General features: G+C 68.1%; 15 protein-coding genes and 1 pseudogene. 11 read left to right on the top strand and 5 right to left on the bottom strand.

Annotated elements, in window-relative coordinates:
- Positions 1–350 precede the first annotated feature (350 nt).
- Positions 351–4,199, bottom strand: a complete 3,849-nt coding sequence (locus tag LWJ43_RS06525) for a GH92 family glycosyl hydrolase (protein ID WP_277331334.1) — start codon at positions 4,197–4,199, stop codon at positions 351–353.
- Positions 4,200–4,695: 496 nt separating this feature from the next.
- On the opposite strand from LWJ43_RS06525, the gene ngcE reads away from it, so the two are divergent.
- The 4 genes from ngcE (at position 4,696) to LWJ43_RS06505 (ending at position 8,822) form a co-directional block, all read left to right on the top strand.
- Positions 4,696–6,144 carry an N-acetylglucosamine/diacetylchitobiose ABC transporter substrate-binding protein gene (ngcE, locus tag LWJ43_RS06520; RefSeq protein ID WP_277331333.1) on the top strand — a complete coding sequence of 483 codons (1,449 nt, stop codon included), beginning with the start codon at positions 4,696–4,698 and terminating at the stop codon, positions 6,142–6,144.
- Between the two features lie 50 nt (positions 6,145–6,194).
- Entirely contained in the window at positions 6,195–7,118 is a 924-nt protein-coding gene (locus LWJ43_RS06515; protein ID WP_277331332.1) for a carbohydrate ABC transporter permease, read from the top strand.
- A gap of 97 nt (positions 7,119–7,215) precedes the next feature.
- On the top strand, positions 7,216–8,133 hold the full coding sequence (locus LWJ43_RS06510) for a carbohydrate ABC transporter permease (RefSeq protein ID WP_277331331.1): 918 nt from the start codon (positions 7,216–7,218) through the stop codon (positions 8,131–8,133).
- Positions 8,134–8,480: 347 nt separating this feature from the next.
- Positions 8,481–8,822: a hypothetical protein gene (locus tag LWJ43_RS06505; protein WP_277331330.1), complete on the top strand. Its 342-nt coding sequence runs from the start codon at positions 8,481–8,483 to the stop codon at positions 8,820–8,822.
- Between the two features lie 168 nt (positions 8,823–8,990).
- Here LWJ43_RS06505 and LWJ43_RS06500 read toward each other — a convergent pair whose 3' ends face one another.
- Positions 8,991–9,458, bottom strand: coding sequence for a hypothetical protein (locus tag LWJ43_RS06500; RefSeq protein ID WP_277331329.1), 468 nt, complete (start codon positions 9,456–9,458; stop codon positions 8,991–8,993).
- Between the two features lie 10 nt (positions 9,459–9,468).
- Entirely contained in the window at positions 9,469–9,684 is a 216-nt protein-coding gene (locus LWJ43_RS06495) for a hypothetical protein (protein ID WP_277331328.1), read from the bottom strand.
- 658 nt (positions 9,685–10,342) lie between these two features.
- On the opposite strand from LWJ43_RS06495, the gene LWJ43_RS06490 reads away from it, so the two are divergent.
- The 6 genes from LWJ43_RS06490 (at position 10,343) to LWJ43_RS06465 (ending at position 18,772) form a co-directional block, all read left to right on the top strand.
- The gene (locus tag LWJ43_RS06490) at positions 10,343–11,542 is read left to right on the top strand and encodes an ROK family transcriptional regulator (RefSeq protein ID WP_277331327.1); all 1,200 of its coding nucleotides are present in this window, start codon (positions 10,343–10,345) and stop codon (positions 11,540–11,542) included.
- A 119-nt stretch (positions 11,543–11,661) separates the two neighbouring features.
- Positions 11,662–12,771: a sugar ABC transporter substrate-binding protein gene (locus LWJ43_RS06485; RefSeq protein WP_277331326.1), complete on the top strand. Its 1,110-nt coding sequence runs from the start codon at positions 11,662–11,664 to the stop codon at positions 12,769–12,771.
- A gap of 194 nt (positions 12,772–12,965) precedes the next feature.
- A complete protein-coding gene (locus tag LWJ43_RS06480; protein WP_147959947.1) occupies positions 12,966–13,754 on the top strand; it encodes an ATP-binding cassette domain-containing protein in 789 nt (262 codons plus the stop codon).
- Positions 13,751–15,028 (top strand): sugar ABC transporter permease, encoded by a 1,278-nt coding sequence (locus LWJ43_RS06475; protein WP_277331325.1) that lies wholly within the window; start codon positions 13,751–13,753, stop codon positions 15,026–15,028. Before LWJ43_RS06480 ends, LWJ43_RS06475 begins: the two co-directional genes overlap by 4 nt.
- A 173-nt stretch (positions 15,029–15,201) precedes the next feature.
- The gene (gene dxs / locus LWJ43_RS06470) at positions 15,202–17,115 is read left to right on the top strand and encodes a 1-deoxy-D-xylulose-5-phosphate synthase (RefSeq protein WP_277331324.1); all 1,914 of its coding nucleotides are present in this window, start codon (positions 15,202–15,204) and stop codon (positions 17,113–17,115) included.
- 154 nt (positions 17,116–17,269) lie between these two features.
- The gene (locus tag LWJ43_RS06465; protein WP_277331323.1) at positions 17,270–18,772 is read left to right on the top strand and encodes an amino acid permease; all 1,503 of its coding nucleotides are present in this window, start codon (positions 17,270–17,272) and stop codon (positions 18,770–18,772) included.
- A gap of 42 nt (positions 18,773–18,814) precedes the next feature.
- Here the strand turns inward: LWJ43_RS06465 and LWJ43_RS06460 are convergent.
- Together LWJ43_RS06460 and LWJ43_RS06455 are read right to left on the bottom strand one after the other, a co-directional pair.
- A pseudogene (locus LWJ43_RS06460) lies at positions 18,815–18,996 on the bottom strand (NTP pyrophosphohydrolase); the annotation flags it as partial.
- A 41-nt stretch (positions 18,997–19,037) separates the two neighbouring features.
- The gene (locus tag LWJ43_RS06455; RefSeq protein WP_277331322.1) at positions 19,038–20,129 is read right to left on the bottom strand and encodes an LCP family protein; all 1,092 of its coding nucleotides are present in this window, start codon (positions 20,127–20,129) and stop codon (positions 19,038–19,040) included.
- Positions 20,130–20,362: 233 nt separating this feature from the next.
- On the opposite strand from LWJ43_RS06455, the gene LWJ43_RS06450 reads away from it, so the two are divergent.
- Positions 20,363–21,493 (top strand): hypothetical protein, encoded by a 1,131-nt coding sequence (locus tag LWJ43_RS06450; RefSeq protein ID WP_277331321.1) that lies wholly within the window; start codon positions 20,363–20,365, stop codon positions 21,491–21,493.

Here is a 21,493-nt window from a genome sequence, read left to right as displayed (position 1 = left end):
CCGAGATGATTGTCGTACTGATCACCTGATCGCCCAAGAGATGACATGGATCTTCGGAAGAGTGTGTCGGGACACCACGAAACGGCATGAAAGTAGCCTGACTGGCCCATAGCGATCGGCGCGTGTCTCGGTGGAAGGCTCAGCCCGCTCGTCGGCGTCGCCGCAGGTACACGGTTGCCAGGACCACGGCCGCGACGGCGCCCACGGCGACCGCGGCCCAGGTCACAGGGTGAAGGCCGGACCGGTGGGGCAGGCCGAATCCATGACAGCATGCGCAGCACCATGAGGCCGGGGGCGGCCACCCGGACTTCGCGGGTGGCCGCCCCCGGCCCGTAACTCCGTCTCGACGATCAGGAGATCAGTTCGATCTCCGCCAGCGTCGCCGCCTCCGTGCTGACCAGCCTGTACTTCGCGTAGGCCTTCGGCGCCTGCACCGAGAACACCCGGGTCTGCTTGTCCCAGGCGAACGTCTGGCCGGACCGCTTGTCGAGGTCCTTCCAGGAGGTGCCGTCCGCCGATCCCTGCAGCACCCAGCCCGCCGGGGCCTTCGCGGCGGTCGCGGAGGTCAGCGTGTACTGGACCGCCTTCGTGCCCGCGGCGGCCGGCAGCTCCACCGACTCGACCTGGGCCGAGGTCGCGGAGGTGTTGTCGAACAGTGCGCCGTCGCCCTTGAGCACGTCGGCCTTCGGCGCGGGCACCTTGTCGTCCTGGGTGATGGAGACCGGCGCCGCGTCCTTGCCCGTGCCCCACGACGAGGGCTTGGAGCCCATGTCGAACTCCAGCACGCCGCCCTTGGCGAGCAGGTCGTGCGGCAGCGAGGTGGAGTTCCACTTCTTGCCGTTGACCTTCAGGCCCTGGACGTAGATGTTCGTGGCGCTGTTCTTCGGGGCCTTGACGACGAGGTCGCGGCCGTTCTCCAGGTGCACGGTCGTCTTCGTGAAGAGCGGCGAGCCGATCGCGTACTCACCGCTGCCCATGACCAGCGGGTAGAAGCCGAGCGAGGAGAAGAGGTACCAGGCCGACTGCTCGCCGTTGTCCTCGTCGCCGTGGTAGCCCTGGCCGATCTCGCTGCCGGTGTACAGCCGGCCGAGGACCTCGCGGACCTTCTCCTGGGTCTTCCAGGGCTGCGAGGCCGCGTCGTACATGTACGTGGCGTGGTGGGCGACCTGGTTGCTGTGGCCGTACTGGCCCATCCGGACGTCGCGCGCCTCGGTCATCTCGTGGATCACGCCGCCGTACGAGCCGACGAACTCGGGTCCGGCGGTCTCCGGGGTGGAGAAGTACGTGTCCAGCTTCTTCGCCAGGCCGTCACGGCCGCCGTAGAGGTTGGCCAGGCCCCGGCTGTCCTGCGGGGCGGTGAAGGCGTAACCCCAGCCGTTGGTCTCCGTGTAGTCGTAGCCCCAGACGCGGGGGTCGTACTGGTCGGAGGGCAGACGCCAGTCGCCGTTCGCCTTCTTGCCCTGGAAGAAGCCGGCCTTGTCGTCGAAGAGCTTGACGTAGTTCTGGGCGCGGTTGAGGAAGTACTCGGACTCCTCCTTGTAGCGCGCCTTCTTCGTCTTCTCGTAGAGCGCCTGACCCATCTGCGCGATGCCGTAGTCGTTGAGGTAGCCCTCGAGCGACCAGGAAAGGCCCTCGTGCGTCGAGGTGTTGGCGTACCCGGTGAAGACCGAGGTGTCCATGCCCTTGCGGCCGACGCCCGAGGACGGCGGGGTCACCGTGGCGTTCTTGACCGCCGCGTCGTACGCCGCCTCCGCGTCGAAGTCGACACCCTTGACGTACGCGTCCGCGAAGGCCACGTCGGAGCTGGTGCCGGTCATCAGGTCGGAGTAGCCGGGGGAGGACCAGCGGGAGATCCAGCCGCCGTCCTTGTACTGCTGGACGAAGCCGTCGACCATCTTCCCGGCCTGCTTCGGCGTGAGGAAGGAGTACGCCGGCCAGGTCGTGCGGTAGGTGTCCCAGAAGCCGTTGTTGACGTACACCTCACCCTCGACGATCTTCGCCCCGGTGTGGGTCGGGGTGTCGGTGCCTGTCTGCGGCGAGAAGGGGCTCGCGTAGGTGCTCTTGCCGTCGACCTGCTCGAAGCCCGAGTTCGGGTAGAGGTAGAGCCGGTAGAGGCTGGAGTACAGGGTGGTCAGCTGGTCGGCGTTCGCGCCCTCGACCTCGACCTTCCCGAGGATCTTGTCCCAGGCCTTCCGGGCGTTCTTCCTGACCTTGTCGAAGGAGGTCTTCGCCGGCAGCTCCATGGCGAGGTTCTTCTTCGCCTGGTCGACGCTGATCAGCGAGGTGGCCAGGCGCAGGCCGACCTTGCGGTCCTTGCCCGCGTCGAAGCGGAAGAACCCGGTCACGTCGTCACCGCCGCCGCCCTTCAGCTTTCCGCTGTCGGTGACCGGCGCGTCGAAGGTGCCGTACACGAAGAGACGGGTGGCCCCGGTGGAGCCGCCGCTCTTCACGTCGGAGTAACCGGTGAAGGAACCGGTCTTCGCGTCGAGGGTGAGACCACCGTCGTTGGAGACGTTGTCGAAGACGAGGCTCGCGTCGTCACCGGGGTAGGTGAACTGCATCCGCGCCGCGTGGTCGGTGGGCGTCATCTCGGCCTTCAGGCCGTTCTCGAACGTCACCCCGTAGTAGTGCGGGGTCGCGGTCTCGTTCTCGTGGCGGAACGGCAGCGCGCGGGCCGTGCGGGAGGCGTCGGGCGTGCCCGAGGCCGCCGACGGCATCATCTGGAAGGTCTGGCGGTCACCCATCCAGGGGCTCGGCTCGTGGCTGGCGCTGAACGCCTGGAGCGTGGGCAGGTTGTCGTCGTTGTTGCCGCGAGAATAGTCGTACAGCCAGCTCGTGGAACCGGCGTTGGTGACCGGCGTCCAGAAGTTGAAGCCGTGCGGGACCGCGGTGGCGGGGAAGTTGTTGCCGCGCGAGAAGCCGCCGCTGGAGTTCGTGCCGCGCACCGTGGACGCGTAGTCCGCCAGGTGCGCCTTGCGCTTCTCCGGGGCCTTCGGCGCGATCGAGATGTCGTCGACCCAGCCCTGGAACTTCGACGGGCCCTTGGGGGCGTCGTACGCCACCAGGATCCGGTCGACGGTCTTGCCAGCGGCCACCGTGCCGATGCGCGAGGCCACCTTGTTCCACTGGTTCACGTAGAGCCGCTTGGCGTCCGCCTGGCCCTGCGGGGTGAGCAGCCCGCCGTGGCTGTCGGTCGCCTTCAGCTCGCTCAGGTAGGTGCCGTCGGTGAAGGCCAGGTCCACCGCCACGTGCGTGGCGGGGTAGCTGAGGTCCGTCTCGCCCATCTGCGGGTAGACCAGGTAGGACAGCTGGGTGTCCTTCGTGACCGCCGTGTCGACGTCGAAGACCTTGTTGTACGAGTAGGCGCGGCCGTCCGGCTTGTGCGTACCCGCGTAGCGCAGCGCCTTCTTCCCGGTGAACCCGGCGCCCTGCTTGGCGGTGGGGGAGCCGGAGGGCCCCCGGTCGGCCTGGGTGCGCATGTCGTCGGGGGCGGGGGCGGAGGTGTCCCCGTTCGAGAACTGGACGTCGGCGAGCTGCAGCGCGTCGGACGCCCCGTTGTTCTTCGTGATCTCCAGCCGGAAGTGCTGGTAGGCGGTGTCCGTGCTGAAGTCGTACGACGTGGTCTGGAAGCGCTTGGAGAACGTCTGGCCGGTACGGGTGTCCAGATCCGTCCAGGTCTTGCCGTCGGTGGAACCCTTCAGGGTCCAGTCCTTGGGGTCCCGCTCGGCGTGGTCGTTGGCCGAGGTGAGGGCGTAGGTCACGACCTTGGTGGGTGCGGCCAGATCGAATTCGACCCAGCCCGTCGGGGCGAAGGCCAGCCACTTGGTGCCGGACTCGCCGTCGGCCAGGTTCTCCTTGACCTCACCGCCGGAACTGTTCTCGCCGCTGGCGCGCAGATCCGTGATCTGGTCGGTGACACTGCCCGGTATTCCGGCGGAGAAGCCACCGTCGACACCCGATGCCCTCTTCTTGCCGTCCGGTCCTTCTTCGACCGTGTTGCGCCAGTCCGGCTGCTTCTCGTCGGCCTCGAACGAGGAGCTGAACGACGTGTCGCCGGTGGGCTTCTTCGCCGTGCCGGACGGCTGGGCGAGGGCTGCGGTGGGGGCTGCCAGGGTCATGGCGAGAGCGGCGGCGAGGACCGCGGCGGACTGGCCGCGTCTCTGGCGCGAGCCGTGCTGAGGACCACGTAGGGGCTGCATACGGAGCCGTTCCTCCTGGGGACATGCTTGGACAACGTTGTCATAAGGGGATGCGGGTTCCAGTAGGGAGCCAAGTGGCTGTGCGTGTCAAGGGTGTTGCGTGGGGGCGGCGCCGGTGATTCGACCGTATTGCGGAAAAGGCCGTTTCCGTGCGGAGGCGCGCGGTGCCGAGGTGTCCGTGAGGTCTCAACTCGGGAAAGACTGCCGCTCAACCATGCATTCGATCTTGCTCAGTTGGCGGCAAGTGGACTATACCTGTCGGCGTCTGCACAGCCGCTTCACAACGGCGCGCGGGCGCGGGGGAGGGCGGAACAGCTGTGGGCGCGTGAGGTGGCCTGCCGTGCGTTCCCCCGGAACTCCTCCACTGCATCTGGTAATCCGGCAATCTGCACGACCCAAGCGCAACTGACCGCGGTGGCGGGACCCTTCGCCTAGGCGAATTCCTTACGGGTGACCGGTACACCGCCTGAGTCCTGGAGAAGGCGAGGACTTGAGCATGGGATCCACCTCAGGCCGTACGAATGAGGGCCTCGGCCGTCGCGATGTGATCAAGCGTTCTGCCGCACTCGGCCTGATCGCCGTCCCGACGATGAGCTTCCTTTCGGCGTGTGCGAGCAGCGACAGCGGAAGCGACGAGAAGGTCGAAAAGGGCACCAAGAGCGCGAAGAACCCGCTCGGTGTCAATGAGACCGCCGCCCTCGAAGTCGTCATCTTCAACGGTGGCTTCGGCGAGCAGTACGCCATCGACGCGGAGAAGAAGTACAACCAGGCCTTCCCCAAGGCCCCGAAGGTCAAGCACGCCGCGACGGAGAAGATCCAGTCGACGCTGCAGCCCCGCTTCAACGGAGGCACCCCGCCGGACCTGATCGACAACTCGGGTGCCGAGCAGATGGACATGGGTGTCCTGGTCGGCAAGAAGCAACTGGCCGACCTCACACCGCTGATGGACGCCCCGTCCTACGACGACCCCGCCAAGAAGGTCCGCGACACGCTGCGTCCGGGTGTCCTGGAGATGGGCCAGTTCGACGGCGACCCGGTCTGGATCATGTACTACGCGTACACGGTCTACGGCGTCTGGTACTCGCAGACCAACCTCGAGAAGCTCGACGCGACGTACCCGGAGAACTGGGACGACATGCTCGCGCTGTGCGAGAAGGCGAAGAAGAAGGGCATCGCCGGCTGGACGTACCCCGGCAAGTACCCGTACTACCTGCCCTTCTCGCTCTACCCCTTCATCGGCAAGATCGGTGGCCGCGAGGTCCTCGACAAGATCGACAACCTGGAGCCGAACGCCTGGAAGGACCCGGCCGTCAAGGCCGCGTTCGAGGCGTACTACGAGCTCTTCAAGAAGGGCTACATCCTCAAGGGCACGCCCGGTCTGACCCACATCCAGTCGCAGACGGAGTGGACCAAGGGCAAGGCGCTCTTCATCCCGAACGGTTCGTGGGTGGAGAACGAGGCCGCGCCCACCACGCCGGACGACTTCAAGATGATGGTCGGGGCGCCGTCCAGCCTGGACGCCTCCGACAAGCTTCCCTTCGGCACGGTCTGGGCCTCGGGCGGTGAGCCGTTCGTCGTCCCCGCGAAGGCGAAGAACCCCGAGGGCGGCATGGAGCAGCTGCGCATCATGCTCAGCGAGGAGTCCTCGAAGAACTTCACCAAGTCCGTGAAGTCCCTCAGCGCCTTCAACGGCGGCACCGACGGCCTCACCCTGTCCACCGCCATGCAGTCCGGCGTCGACGTCCTGAAGAAGGCCGGCGAGAACGTCGTGAACCCGCGCCTGCAGGACTGGTACGTCAAGCTCCAGAAGGAGCAGATCGGTATCGCCGGCATCGGCGAGATGATGGCCGGCCGCGCGACCCCGGCGGAGACCATCAAGAAGATCCAGGGCTTCGCCGACGCCGCGGCGAAGGACCAGTCCATCAAGCACTACAAGCACCAGTGAGCCACCGTCACCAGCGGCGGCACCCGCTCGGAAATCGGGGTCGGTAAACGATGCAGCACGGCAAGTACCGGTTCATCGCGGGATTCCTGGCAGTCCCGTTGGCGCTGTACGCCATCTTCGTCATCTGGCCCTTCGCCCAGTCCATCTACTACTCGTTCACGGACTGGACCGGACTGAGTCCCGACTTCAAGATGGTCGGCTTCGACAACTACAGCCGGATGCTCGACGACGACATCTTCTGGAAGTCACTGCAGCACAGTGTGCTGCTGGCGCTGCTGCTGCCGCTGGTGACGCTGGGCCTCGCACTCTTCTTCGCCTTCATGCTCAATGTCGGCGGCCGGAGGCGCAAGAACGCCGCGGTCGCCGGCGTGCGGGGCTCCTCGTTCTACAAGATCGCCTATTTCTTCCCGCAGGTGCTGTCGATCGTGATCGTGGCCCTGCTCTTCCAGTTCGCCTTCAACCCGACGTCCGGAATGCTGAATTCGACGCTGAAGGCCGTCGGACTCAAAAGCCTCCAGCCGGACTGGCTGGGCGATCCCGACCTGGCGCTGTACTGCGTGATGGTCGTGCTGATCTGGTCGACGGTCGGATTCTTCGTCGTCCTCTTCTCGGCCGGCATGGCGTCCATCCCGAAGGACTTCTACGAGGCCGCGCTGCTCGACGGAGCCGACCGCATCACGACGTTCTTCAGGATCACGCTCCCGCTGCTCTGGGACACCGTGCAGTCGGGCTGGGTCTACATGGGCATCCTGGCGCTCGGTGTGGAGGCCTTCACCGCCGTACAGGTCATGACGGTGGGCCCCGGTGGTCCCGACTACTCCACCACCGTCCTGCCGCTGTACGTCTACCAGACGGCCTTCCGCGACGCCCAGGCCGGCTACGCGACCACGATCGGCGTCGGGCTGCTCATCGTCACCATGCTCTTCGCGGGCATCGTGATGCGGCTGGGCCGGCGTGAGCGGCTGGAGTTCTGATGCGGGTCCCCGCGCGGCACGGCGACCGGACTACCGGCGGCACGCAGAACAGTTCGGTCCCGGTGGCCGGCCCGACAGTTGCACGAGGTGAGCACACATGAAGGTCACTGAGACCCCACCCGCCGTCCCCGCCCCGCGCTCGCCGGTGACCAAGGTGGACGCCCCGGACGCCGGACCGGCGAGGAGCAGCGAGGGCAAGGTCCTCAACGTCTTCTCCCACGGTGTGCTCGTCATCTGGGCCGTCCTCGTCATCATGCCGCTGCTGTGGGCGGTGATGGCGTCCTTCAAGACGGACGACTCGATCCTGTCGACGCCGTGGGCGCTGCCGGACAGGCTGCACTTCGAGAACTGGTCACGGGCCTGGAACCAGGCGCACATGAGTGACTACTTCCTCAACACCATCCTGGTGGTGGGCGGTTCACTCATCGGTACCCTGCTGCTGGGCTCGATGGCCGCGTACGTGCTGGCGCGGTTCGACTTCCCCGGGAACCGCTTCGTCTACTTCCTCTTCATCGGGGGGATGAGCTTCCCGATCATCCTGGCGTTGGTCCCGCTGTTCTTCGTCATGAACAACATGGGCCTGCTGAACTCGGTGCACGGGCTGATCCTGGTCTACATCGCCTACTCGCTGCCGTTCACCGTCTTCTTCCTCACCTCGTTCTTCAGGACCCTGCCCACCTCGATCGCCGAGGCGGCCATGCTCGACGGTGCCTCGCACACCCGGACGTTCTTCCAGGTGATGCTGCCGATGGCGAAACCGGGCCTGATCAGCGTCGGTATCTTCAACTTCCTCGGGCAGTGGAACCAGTACATGCTGCCGACGGTGCTGAACACCGACCCGGACGGCAAGGTGCTCTCCCAGGGGCTCGTGGAACTGGCCACCAGCCAGGGCTACAAGGGGGACTGGTCCGGTCTCTTCGCGGGTCTGGTCATGGCGATGCTGCCGGTTCTCGCCGCGTACATCGTCTTCCAGCGCCAGGTCGTCGCGGGGCTGACGGCGGGGGCGCTCAAGTAGGGATGATGCCGGTGCGCGGGTGGCGGCGCCGATGTTCTTCCCGCCGGCCTCGCGCACGGTGAAACGGGCACCCTGGTCCTCGGTCGACACGGCCGAGGACCGGGGTGCCCGTTCCCCTGCCGGAGGCGCACACCGTCCGCCAGGCCCGGCAGGACACCCGGCGCGCCGGACCGGGGGATCGTCAGCTGCACTTGGCCGACCACCGCTGGCACACGTACCGTCCGGGACGCACCGCAGGAGCCCGAGTCGATCGGCTGTACGACATACTGGGCGGCGCTACACGATCAGCCGCACCCAGGAGGCAGTCGAAGGGCATGCGAATCCGGAAATCATGGGTGCCTCCGGCAGTGAATCTGTTCCTGGGACTGCCCGCGGTCGTGCCGGTCTTCCTCGTCTGGTACTTCCTGAAGAACGGTCCGCTGGCATCCCTGGGGTGGACGCAGCAGGACCCCAACGAGGACGACGGCATGCTGCTGTGGCTTGTCGTCATCGTGCCCGTCGTCGTCTTCTTCGCAGCGCTGTGGGCACTCGTCAATCTTTCGATGAGGGACAAGCTGCTCGCCGAAGAACCGCCCTATCCCTACTGGCCGGTCTCCGTGGTGCTCACCCTCGTACCGTCCCTGGGCCCGATCGCGTTCGGTTGGGCCTACTCCGTCGGTCAGAGCATGCTGGACCAGGGCCTGTCGTGAAACTGCCGGTCACAGGCACTCGTCGACAGCCCGGCAGGCCGCGGCGCGGTCCGTGCACGGCGACGGCGGCCAGGGGCCACGGCGGCGACGTCCGCGACACCACACGGTAACGCGCCGGTCCGTGCCCTGCCGGGCACGGACCGGCCTTCCGACGGGACAGGTGCACGGTCACTTCCTCGTCCCCTCGGGCCAGTACTTCGGGCGGGCGGCGCAGGCCAGCGCGGCGGCGGTCGCGCCGAAGAGCCCCGCCGCGGGGTTCACATAGCCGGGCACTGCGGCCCCGTACGTCTCGCCGCCGGTGACGCGGCACCTGAACTCCATGGGGAGGAAGGCGTATTCGTATCCGTCGACGGACCGTGCCCGCTCGGCCCCCAGGCGCTCCTCGCAGACCTGGGGCCGGCGGCTCTCGTCCAGGGACGCGAAATGGAGCAGCCCCCAGGTGTAGAAGCCGAACGCGCAGGCCCACGCGGCGGCTGCGGCGCCCCTGACGAGGGTGTGCGCATCGCGCGCGCCGCGCCGCCCGAGCAGCAGCCGCAGACCGCGGATCGTCATCCAGAGCGTCAGACCGGTGCCCAGCGGTGTCAGCAGGAACACGAGACCGAGGTGGAGGTCGCCGGAGGAGTCGATCACCAGCATCCGACGGCTCCTACCAGTCGTGCGGGGCGATGGCGCCGTGCGACTCCATGCTCCGGCTGAGTGCCGTCCACTGCCCGGCGCGCACCGCCACGGCGTCGGTGCCCTGTTCCCGGCGGAGGATCTGGAAGATCTCCGGTTCCGGACCGTTCGTACACACCGGACTCAGCGGCGTCTCCTCCGGGCCCGCCCCCGGCGCCCCGCCCGTGTTCCGAGAGTGGGTCGGCACGGTCGGCAGGGTGAACGGGTCGTCGTGGCGGCAGCCCGCCCATGGACTCCTGCGCCTTGCGCACCATCTCGTCGGCCACGGGGGCTCCTTCAGTCACGCCGGGAGGGACCTTGCAGGCGGCCGGGAGGAGGAAGTGCGCAGAGACGCACGGTGCGCGGCCGGCTGTTTCCGGCCCGGATGACACGCCCCCCGCGACGCTCGCCCCGCTCGTGCCGCCGCACGCCGAGGCTCTGGGGCCTCGGTGTGCCCGGTCAACTCAAGTGCCAAGCGGGCCCCATGGGGAAGTAAAAACTCTGAACGGCGTCGAAGATGTCTCGAAAAAATCGATTGACGTGAAGGTGTGGACGTGGGGTGCCGTCAGCGGCACCACCGTCGAGGTCCGTCCGCGAGAGGCGGCCCTTCCCGACGCACGCGGAACGGCTGATTCCGGACACTTCGAGGACCTGCTGGGTCGTCGGGCCGTGTGCCGCCGACCTCGGCGTAAGGGACTCGTTCGAGAGTTTCAGGCGGACGTCAGGGCTTCGGCCGCGTTCCGGCCGAGAAGGGGAGTGTCGCGCTCGACAGAGGCTCCCGCTGCTCAAGGTCTTGACGGGGGGCACCCCAAAACGCTCAGCTTAGGGTTCACATGTTAGAGAAAACGGCAGGAGTGAGTGAGTCGATGGAGACTCCGGGGTCGCAGACGTCTCTGCATCGCGCCAACCTTGAGCGGGTCGTACGTGCCGTGAGGATGGCTGGGTCGCTGACCCAGGCCGAGATCGCCAGAAGCACGGGCCTCTCCGCAGCCACCGTCTCCAACATCGTGCGTGAACTCAAGGACGGCGGCACGGTCGAGGTGACCCCCACCTCGGCCGGTGGGCGCCGCGCCAGGAGCGTCTCCCTGAGCGGGGACGCGGGCATTGTCATAGGGGTTGATTTCGGACATACGCACCTTCGGGTGGCCATCGGGAACCTGGCCCACCAGGTGCTGGCCGAGGAATCCGAGCCGCTCGACGTGGACGCCTCGTCGGCACAGGGCTTCGGGCGGGCGGAACAGCTGGTCAACCGCTTGATCGAGACCACCGGGATCAGCCCCGGGAAGGTGATCGGCGTCGGACTCGGTGTGCCGGGCCCCATCGACGTCGAGTCCGGCACGCTGGGCTCCACCTCGATCCTGCCGGGCTGGACGGGCATCAATCCCAGCCAGGAGCTCGCCGGACGCCTCGGGGTGCCGGTGTACGTGGACAACGATGCCAATCTCGGAGCCCTCGGTGAGCTGGTCTGGGGCGGAGGCAGGGGCGTCAAGGACCTCGCGTACATCAAGGTCGCCAGCGGTGTCGGCGCCGGTCTGGTGATCGACGGGCACATCTACCGGGGGCCCGGTGGCACGGCCGGCGAGATCGGCCACATCACCCTCGACGAGTCGGGCCCCGTGTGCCGCTGCGGGAACCGCGGCTGCCTGGAGACCTTCACCGCCGCCCGGTACGTCCTGCCGCTGCTGAAGCCCAGCCACGGGTCCGATCTGACCATGGAGCGGATGGTCCAGCTGGCCCGGGAGGGCGATCCGGGCTGCCGCAGGGTCATCGGGGACGTCGGCCGGCACATCGGCAGCGGAGTGGCGAACCTGTGCAACCTGCTCAATCCGAGCCGGGTCGTGCTCGGCGGATCCCTCGCGGAGGCCGGGGAGTTGGTGCTGGCGCCGATCCGGGACTCGGTCTCGCGCTATGCCATTCCCAGTGCCGCGCGGCAGCTCTCGGTGCTCCCCGGGGCCCTCGGAGGGCGGGCCGAGGTGCTGGGGGCGCTGGCTCTCGTGCTCAGCGAGATGGGGGATTCGACCCTTTTGGAGAACGGCCTCTCCACGGCGACGCCTGCCTTCACTTAGATAACGAATGGCACCGTTGTCATCTCGTTAAGAATTTACTCCTTGACGTCGCCCCTGCGGCCGAGTTGACTTCCAGCCACCTCGGCCGCAACGTCGCGGCCTCGTCAGGGAGGTTCGAAATGAACACGCGTATGCGTCGTGCCGCCGTTGCCGTTGCCGCCACCACCATGGCCGTCTCGCTCGCAGCCTGCGGAAGCGCCAAGGAGTCGGGCGACAAGACCAGCTCCGACTCGGCGAAGAAGGGTGACGCTCTCAAGATCGGCCTGCTTCTCCCCGAGAACGTCACGGCCCGTTACGAGAAGTTCGACAAGCCGATCATCGAGAAGAAGGTCGGCGAGCTCACCGGCGGCAAGGCGGAGGTCACCTACGCCAACGCCAAGCAGGACGCCACGCTGCAGGCGCAGCAGGTCGACACCATGATCACGAACAAGGTCGACGCGCTCATCATCGACGCCGTCGACGCCAAGGCCATCGAGAACAGCGTCAAGAAGGCCAAGGACGCGGGCATCCCCGTCGTCGCCTTCGACCGCCTCGCCGAGGGCCCGATCGACGCCTACACCTCCTTCGACAACGAAGAGGTCGGCCGCGTGCAGGGCAAGGCCCTGCTGGAGGCCCTGGGCAGCGCCGCCAAGCCCACCATCGTCATGATGAACGGCTCGATCACGGACCCGAACGCCGCGCTCTTCAAGAAGGGCGCCAAGTCGGTCCTCGACGGCAAGGTGACCTACGGCAAGGAGTACGACACCAAGGAGTGGAAGCCGGAGAACGCCAACTCCAACATGGAGGGCGCGATCACCGCTCTGGGCAAGGACAAGATCGCCGGCGTGTACTCCGCCAACGACGGCATGGCCGGCGGCATCATCCAGGCCCTCAAGTCCGCCGGGCTCTCCAAGCTCCCGCCGGTCACGGGCCAGGACGCCGAACTCGCCGGTGTGCAGCGCATCGTCACCGGTGAGCAGTTCATGAGCGTTTACAAGCCCTACCCGCAGGAGGGCATCGTCGCCGCGGAGATGGCCGTCGCGCTCGCCAAGGGCGAGAAGCTCGACTCCATCGCCACGTCCAAGGTCGACAACGCCGGCACCAAGGGCATCGCCACCGTCCTCGTCCCGGTCGTCTCGCTGACCAAGGACAACATCAAGGACACCGTCCTCAAGGACGGCATCTGGACGCTCGACGAGATCTGCTCGGCCAAGTACAAGGCCGCCTGCGACGCCGCGGGCCTGAAGTAGGCCCCGAACCGCCCGGCCGGCCCTCCACGGCCCACCGGGCGGCCCCGAAGCCTGTCCGGCGCCCCGCCCACCGAACTGTCCCGCTACCGGGCGGGGCGCCGGACGGAACGCTTCGGATCTTCCACAATTCTTCTGCTCGACCACCGCGCCTTCCCCCAGGCGCGGCATCCCCGCCGGGTCAGGCGGCGAAGGAGATGGTTCACGTGTCCGCTACGCCCGTGTTGGCGTTGCGAGGGGTCTCCAAGCGATTCGGTGCCGTCCAGGCGCTCACCGACGTAGAGCTTGAGGTCCACGCCGGTGAGGTGGTCGCCCTGGTGGGTGACAACGGAGCCGGTAAATCAACGCTGGTCAAGACGATCGCCGGAGTGCATCCCATCGATGACGGTGTCATCGAGTGGGACGGCCGGGCCGTCCAGATCAACAAGCCGCACGACGCCCAGAGCCTGGGGATCGCGACCGTCTACCAGGACCTCGCGCTCTGCGACAACATCGACGTCGTCGGCAACCTCTACCTCGGACGGGAGCTCCGCAAGTTCGGAATCCTCGACGAGGTCGAGATGGAGCGGCGCTCCCGCGAGCTCCTCAGCACGCTGTCGATCCGCATCCCCAGCGTCCGCATCCCGATCGCGTCGCTCTCCGGCGGTCAGCGCCAGACGGTCGCCATCGCCCGTTCGATGCTGGGCGAGCCCAAGCTCGTCATCCTCGACGAGCCCACCGCCGCCCTCGGCGTCGAGCAGACCGCGCAGGTCCTCGACCTCGTCGAGCGGCTGCGCGAGCGAGGCCACGCGGTCATCCTCATCAGCCACAACATGGCCGATGTGAAGGCCGTCGCCGACAAGGTCGCCGTACTCCGGCTGGGCCGGAACAACGGGGTCTTCGACGTGAAGACCACCTCGCAGGAAGAGATCATCTCCGCCATCACGGGTGCCACGGAGAACGCCGTGACCCGTCGTGCGGCGCGCAACGCGGAGGCCCAGAAGTGACAACCGACAAGACGTCCACCGCAGTGGTCAACCCGGAGGCGGCCAAGGGCGCCGACACCGCGGTCGACCCCCGGCTCCTCGTGCGCGAGCAGGGCCTCGGCGGCTACATCACCGAGTTCAAGCGCAAGATGCGAGGCGGTGACCTCGGCTCGATCCCCGTGGTCATCGGCCTGCTCATCATCTGCGTCGTCTTCCAGAGCCTGAACTCCGAGTTCCTCTCGGCGAAGAACGTCAGCGACATCGCCGTGACGATGGTGGCCACCGGCATGATGGCCGTCGGCATCATCTTCGTGCTGCTGCTCGGCGAGATCGACCTCTCGGTCGGCTCGGTCAGCGGTGTCTCGGGTGCGGTCGTCGCCGTGCTCAGCGTCACGCACGGCATGAACGAGTGGCTCGCCATACTCGTCGCCGTCCTCAGCGGTGCGGTCATCGGAGCCATCCACGGCTTCTTCTTCGCACGGATAGGCGCCCCCGCCTTCGCCGTGACCCTCGCCGGTCTGCTGTTCTGGCTGGGCTTCATGCTCCAGCTGCTCGGTGACACGGGCACGATCAACCTGGACAGCGACGGCGTCGTCGGCAACCTGACCACGTACTACTTCTCGGACGTGGCCGCCGCCTACGGCCTCGCCGCCGTCGCCGTGGCCGGTTACTTCCTCTCCGCGTTCCTGGACACCCGCCGCCGTGAGGCCGCGGGCATCCCCGCGCGGCCGCTCGTCGACATCGTGGTGCGCACCGTCGCGCTCGCGGTGTTCGCCTTCGGCGCCGCGTTCATGTTCAACCAGTACCGCGGCCTCCCGCTGGCCCTGGTCCTCTTCCTGATCGTCCTGGTCGGTACGGACTTCGTCCTGCGCCGCACCTCCTACGGACGGAAGATCTTCGCGCTCGGCGGCAGCGTCGAGGCGTCCCGCCGCGCCGGCATCAACGTCACCGCGATCCGTGTCTCGGTCTTCTCCATCGCCGGAACCTTCGCGGCGATCGGCGGCCTCTTCTGGGCGTCGAAGATCGCGGCGGCCAACCAGGGCTCCGGAGCCGGTGACCTCCTGATGAACGTCATCGCCGCGGCCGTCATCGGCGGCACCAGCCTCTTCGGCGGCCGGGGACGCACCTGGAACGCGCTGCTCGGTGTCATGGTGATCGTCTCGATCCAGTACGGCCTGGCGCTGGAAGGCATCGCCACGCCGATCAACTACATGATCACCGGTGCTGTTCTTCTCATCACGGTCGTCATCGACTCGATCACCCGCAAGACGCAGAAGACCGCCGGCCGCGCCTGACCGTCGTACCTGCGCACATGTGCCCGGCATCCTCCGCGATGCCGGGCACCTGCGCGTCCGGCGCGCCCCGGCGCGGTGCGGCTGAATGCGCCGCCCGATGACCGGGGCCGCCGGCGGAACATTAGACTCATCGGATCGACTCGCTCGACCAGCTCACACGCAAGGAGGCACGGGTGGATCTGCTGACCCGCATCAGGGGACCGCGCGACCTGGACCGGCTCGACTCCGAGCAGCTGGACCAGCTCGCCGGGGAGATCCGTACCTTCCTCGTCGAGGCGGTGTCCAAGACCGGTGGCCATCTCGGCCCGAACCTGGGCGTGGTCGAGCTGACCATCGCCCTGCACCGCGTCTTCGAGTCCCCGCAGGACAAGGTCCTCTTCGACACCGGCCACCAGAGCTACGTCCACAAGCTGCTCACCGGCCGGCAGGACTTCTCGAAGCTCAAGAGCAAGGGCGGACTCTCCGGATACCCCTCCCGCGCGGAGTCCGAGCACGACGTCATCGAGAACTCCCACGCCTCGACGGTGCTCGGCTGGGCCGACGGCCTCGCCAAGGCCAACGAGGTCCTGGGCAAGGACGACCACGTCGTCGCCGTCATCGGTGACGGCGCGCTCACCGGCGGTATGGCCTGGGAGGCGCTGAACAACATCGCCGCCGCCAAGGACCGCCCCCTCGTCATCGTCGTCAACGACAACGAGCGCTCCTACGCCCCGACCATCGGCGGCCTCGCGAACCACCTCGCCACCCTCCGGACCACCGACGGGTACGAGCGGTTCCTCGCCCGCGGCAAGGACCTCCTGGAGCGCACCCCGGTCGTCGGCCGGCCGCTGTACGAGACCCTGCACGGCGCCAAGAAGGGCCTCAAGGACTTCATCGCCCCGCAGGGCATGTTCGAGGACCTCGGCCTGAAGTACGTCGGCCCGATCGACGGCCACGACATCGAGGCCCTGGAGTCCGCGCTCCAGCGGGCCAAGCGCTTCGGCGGCCCCGTCATCGTGCACTGCCTCACCGAGAAGGGCCGCGGTTACACCCCCGCCCTCGAGGACGAGGCGGACCGCTTCCACGCGGTCGGCAAGATCCACCCGGACACCGGTCTGCCGATCTCCACCTCCGGACTCGACTGGACGTCGGTCTTCGGCGAGGAGATGGTCAAGCTCGGCCACGAGCGCGAGGACATCGTGGCCATCACGGCCGCCATGCTCCAGCCCGTCGGCCTCGGCAAGTTCGAGGAGGCCTTCCCGGACCGCATCTACGACGTGGGGATCGCCGAGCAGCACGGCGCGGTCTCCGCGGCGGGCCTGGCCACCGGCGGCCTGCACCCCGTCTTCGCGGTGTACGCCACCTTCCTGAACCGCGCCTTCGACCAGGTCCTGATGGACGTCGCCCTGCACAAGTGCGGTGTGACCTTCGTCCTGGACCGGGCCGGCGTCACGGGCACGGACGGCGCCTCCCACAACGGCATGTGGGACATGTCGATCCTGCAGTGCGTGCCGACCCTCCGGATCGCCGCCCCGCGCGACGCCGACCAGGTCCGTGCCCAGCTGCGCGAGGCCGTCGCCGTCGACGACGCGCCCACCGTCGTCCGCTTCTCCAAGGGCGCCGTCGGCCCCGCCGTCAAGGCGGTCGGCACGGTGGGCGGCATGGACGTGCTCCGCTCGCCGGGCGCGGACAAGCCCGACGTCCTCCTGGTCTCCGTCGGCGCCCTCGCCCCGATGTGCCTGGAGATCGCCTCTCTGCTGGACGCCCAGGGCATCTCCACGACCGTGGTCGACCCGCGCTGGGTCAAGCCCGTGGACGAGGCGCTCGCCCCGCTCGCCGCCGAGCACCGGGTCGTCGTCACCGTCGAGGACAACAGCAGGGCCGGCGGTGTCGGCTCCGCCGTCGCCCAGGCACTGCGCGACGCCGGTGTCGACGTACCGCTGCGCGACTTCGGCATCCCGCCGGTCTTCCTCGACCACGCCTCGCGCGGCGAGGTCATGGCGGAGATCGGGCTGACCGCACCGGACATCGCCCGCCAGGTCACCGGCCTGGTCGCGAAGCTCGACGGCAGGTACGAGAGCCGCGTCGTGGAGCCCGCCCGCGACTGATCCGCACGCACGGCACTGGGCCGGTCGCCCACCCCACCCGGGTGGTCCGACCGGCCCATTCGCGTGAAATACGCGCTCACCACGCGTTCACGGTCGGTCCGGGGCCGCCGGTTCCGAATCATGGCGTACACGACGAGTGCGTGGAGGTACGCCGGTGAGCACGCAGCAGGACACGCCCCCCAGCGGAGACGGGCTGTTCCGGACCAAGACGGTCGAACAGTCCATCCGCGACACGGAAGAGCCGGAGCACGCGCTCAGGAAGTCCCTCTCCGCGCTGGACCTCACGGTCTTCGGAGTGGGCGTCATCATCGGTACCGGCATCTTCGTCCTCACGGGCAAGGTCGCCAAGGAGACGGCGGGCCCGGCCACCGCCCTCGCCTTCGTCGCGGCGGGCATCGTCTGCGCGCTCGCCGCGCTCTGCTACGCCGAATTCGCCTCCACCGTCCCGGTGGCCGGATCGGCGTACACCTTCTCGTACGCCTCGCTGGGCGAACTGGTCGCCTGGATCATCGGCTGGGACCTGGTGCTCGAATTCGCCCTGGGCACCGCGGTCGTGGCGGTCGGCTGGTCAGGCTACGTGCGCTCGCTGATGGACAACATCGGCTGGACGATGCCCGAGGTACTCTCCGGCCCCGACGTGGCGAGCGGCTTCGGCTTCGACATCCTGGCCTTCGCCCTCGTACTGGTCCTCACCGTCATCCTGGTCCTCGGGATGAAGCTCTCCGCGCGGGTGACCACGGTCGTCGTCGCCGTCAAACTGGCCGTCGTCTTCATCGTGATCATCGCCGGCCTCTTCTTCATCAAGGCGTCCAACTACTCGCCCTTCATCCCCGAGGCCGAGAAGCAGGAGGGCGGTTCGGGCCTTGACGCCCCGCTGGTCCAGCTGATCTTCGGCTACGAACCGACCAACTTCGGCGTCATGGGCATCTTCACCGCCGCGTCCATCGTCTTCTTCGCCTTCATCGGCTTCGACGTCGTCGCCACCGCGGCCGAGGAGACCAAGCTCCCGCAGCGGGACATGCCGCGAGGCATCCTGGCCTCACTGGTCATCTGCACCCTGCTCTACGTCGCCGTCTCCGTCGTGGTCACCGGCATGCAGAACTACTCGGAACTCTCGGTCAGCGCCCCGCTCGCCGACGCGTTCAAGGCCGTCGGCCACCCCTTCTACGCGGGGGTCATCAGCTTCGGCGCCGCGGTCGGCCTCACCACGGTCTGCATGATCCTGCTGCTCGGCCAGACCCGGGTGTTCTTCGCGATGAGCCGCGACGGACTGCTGCCGCGGTTCTTCTCCAAGACGCACCCGCGGTTCAGGACCCCGTACCGCCCCACCATCCTGCTCGGCACGATCATCGCGATCGTCGCCGGCTTCACGAGCATCAACGAGCTCGCGACCCTGGTAAACATCGGTACGCTCTTCGCGTTCGTGGTCGTCGCCCTCGGCGTGATCGTGCTGCGCCGCACCCGCCCCGAGCTGCACCGCGCCTTCCGCACCCCGTGGGTGCCGCTGCTGCCGATCGTCTCGGTGGCGGCCTCGGTCTGGCTGATGCTGAACCTGCCGGCGGAGACCTGGCTCAGGTTCGGTATCTGGATGGTGATCGGCGTGATCATCTACTTCGCGTACGGGCGCCGCAACAGCCGTATGGCGAAGAGCCGCTGACACCCGTCGGACGCCGCGTGAGGGCGGCACCGGCCGCCTCGGTCACCTCGGGGCCGGCGGCAGCGGCCGCACCGTGCGAGGGCCCGTGCAGCGGGCCGCCCGGGCCTCGGCCCGCTGCCGCAGTCCCGGTCGGCCGTGACGACGACGCAGGACCGGGCGCCGTGGGCGGCGGCGGCCGGCTCGGCGACGAGATCGCCCCCGCTGCCCGGCGCCGCTTCCACACCAGGGTCCTGAGAGGTCCACCATCCCCTCAGGACGCCGGTCGTCAGCCTCCGGTGGCCGGAGACTTCTTCGCCGACTCGGGGATCGTGCCGTCCGTACGGATCGCCTTCCACAGGGCGCCGGCCTCCGGCTCCGCGGACACCACACGGTTCGGGTCCTGCTTGTCATAGGCGACCGGCAGCATGATCGTCTCCATGGAGGAGGGATCGACACCGTTCATCGAGCGGGCGAACTCGCTGAGCGAGGTGAGCGAGGCGAGCCCCTCGTCGGTCGTCAGGGACTTCGTCGCCGAATTGGCGATCTTGTACGTCGTCGTCGGACTGCCCAGCAGGTCCTGCGACTTGATCTCGGTCAGCAGCGCGAGCAGGAACTGCTGCTGGAGCCCGATGCGGCCGAGGTCGCTGCCGTCCCCGACGCCGTGCCGGGTGCGGACGTAGGCGAGGGACTGGGTGCCGTCGAGCTTGTGCGTACCGGCGGCCAGGTCGAGGCCGGAGGCCTTGTCCTTGATCGGTTCGTCGACCTTGACGGTGACGCCGCCGATCGCGTCGACGAGGTCCTTGAACCCGGCGAAGTTGATCTCCAGGTAGTGGTCGATCCGGACCCCGGACATCTTCTCCACCGTCTTCACCACACAGGCCGGACCGACCTGGGAGTACACGGAGTTGAACATGACGCGCTCGGCGGACGCCATCGTCGAACCGTCCGACTTGGTGCACTCGGGCCGGGTCACCAGGGTGTCGCGCGGGATGGATACGGCGACTGCCTCGGTGCGGCCCTCGGGTATGTGCACCACCAGCGCGGTGTCGGAGCGCGCCCCGCTGACCGCACCGCCCCCGCCCAGCTCCTGGTTCTCCGCCCCGGCGCGCGAGTCGGAGCCGAGGACGAGCAGGTTCTGACCGGTGGTGGGGAGCTTCTCGGGACGGTCCTCACCGAGCGCCTTGTTGATGTCGACGCCCTGGATGTTGCCGTCGAGGTCCTGGTACATCCAGTACGCGGCACCGCCGCCCGCGAGCAGCAGCACGAGGAGCACCGCGAGGGTGATCTTGAGGCCGCGGCGCTTGCGCGGCTTGGCGGCCCGTCGGGAGCGCGTGCTGTCGGACCCGTGTGAAGTGGTGCCGGTGGACTGGTCAGTCATGGGCTCGTCTGGTTCTTCCGTGAGACGCGCGGTCGCGCGCGAGAGGGACCGGGCGGCAGAGGGGTACCAGCCCACCTGTCAACAGCAGGATTCAGTGAATAATAGACAGGAGTTCGAGTGATACAAGGTGTGGGGTTCTTTGTTGCAAAGTGAAGACAGAGTGAAGCGTGTGACAAGCTTCTGGTCCGAGGGCGACTGAGAAACCCTGCGGCAGTGGAAAGGCAGGACGGGCCGTGAACCGTGGCAGGAGTGGTGGCCGGGCCGCCGACTCCCGGGGCCGGGTGGGCTCCCGTGGCGGTACGACCGGACCGGTGACGGCGGCCCGGGGCCGATGGCTCTTCACCGGGCGCGACGGCCGGATGACGGCGTACGGGACGACCCCCGAGGGACTCGTGCGATGGACCGAACCCCTCCGGGGTGAGGGGAGTTGGGCCGGGCCCGAGCAGATCGACGTCCCCGCCTGGGCGGGTCGCGTCGCGATGGCGCGCAGCAGGGAGGGGTACGTGCACTTCGCGGCCCTTCAGGGCGACGCGGGGCGACCGGAACGGGTCGCCGTGGCCACACAGTTCCAGACCGGTCTGGCACTGTCCGGCTGGCACGATCTCGGACTCCCGGCGGCCCGGGGAGGCGCACCGGACGACACGTTGCTCCACGGGCCTCTGATCGCCGTCAACCCCGCCATCGGGTCGGTGCACGTGCTGGTGTCCATGAGACACGGCGGGATCTTCCGGCGCAGCCGCAAGCCCGAGGGCAACTGGGGCGGATGGAAGCCGGTCACGGACCGCGCGTACGCGTCCGAGCCGGGGGTGGTCATGACCGAGGGCGGCCCGCTGGAGATACTCGCCGGAGGCCCGGACGGAGCCGACTACTGGGTCGGCACGTCCAACGGCCGGTTCGAGTGCGCCGACCGCGTCGGCAGCCCGATCGTGGCCGGTACCGTCACCGCCTACGAGACCGGACCGAAGAGGGCCACGTACTTCTGGCGGTACCCGGTCGACGGCTCGCTCGTGGCATGGCGTCGGCAGCAGGGAACCACGGCAGGGCTGATGTCGCTCGGAGGGGCGGGCGGCTCCGGAGCGCCCAGCGTGACCCGAGCGCTCGTCGGTGGGTACGACTGCACCGTGCTCGCCCAGACTGGCGTGGAAGGCACCGTCGAGGTCACCGCCTACGTCACCGAGAACGAGAGCTACGGCATGTGGTGGGCGCGCGTCGAGGGGCCGGGCGCCGAATCGCCCCAGGTGACCGTGGACGGCGCCGGACGCATCGTGGTCGCCGCCCTCGACAAGGCCGGCGCCCTCCTCGTGGCCAGGCAGGACCCGCACCAGGAAGGGCTCGCCTTCGGGCCGTGGAGCATCGCCGGCTGA

It is taken from the genome of Streptomyces sp. JH34 (assembly GCF_029428875.1).
Taxonomy (GTDB): domain Bacteria; phylum Actinomycetota; class Actinomycetes; order Streptomycetales; family Streptomycetaceae; genus Streptomyces.
Note: the sequence above shows the minus strand (reverse complement) of the source record. Positions and strands in the feature narration are given on the sequence as shown.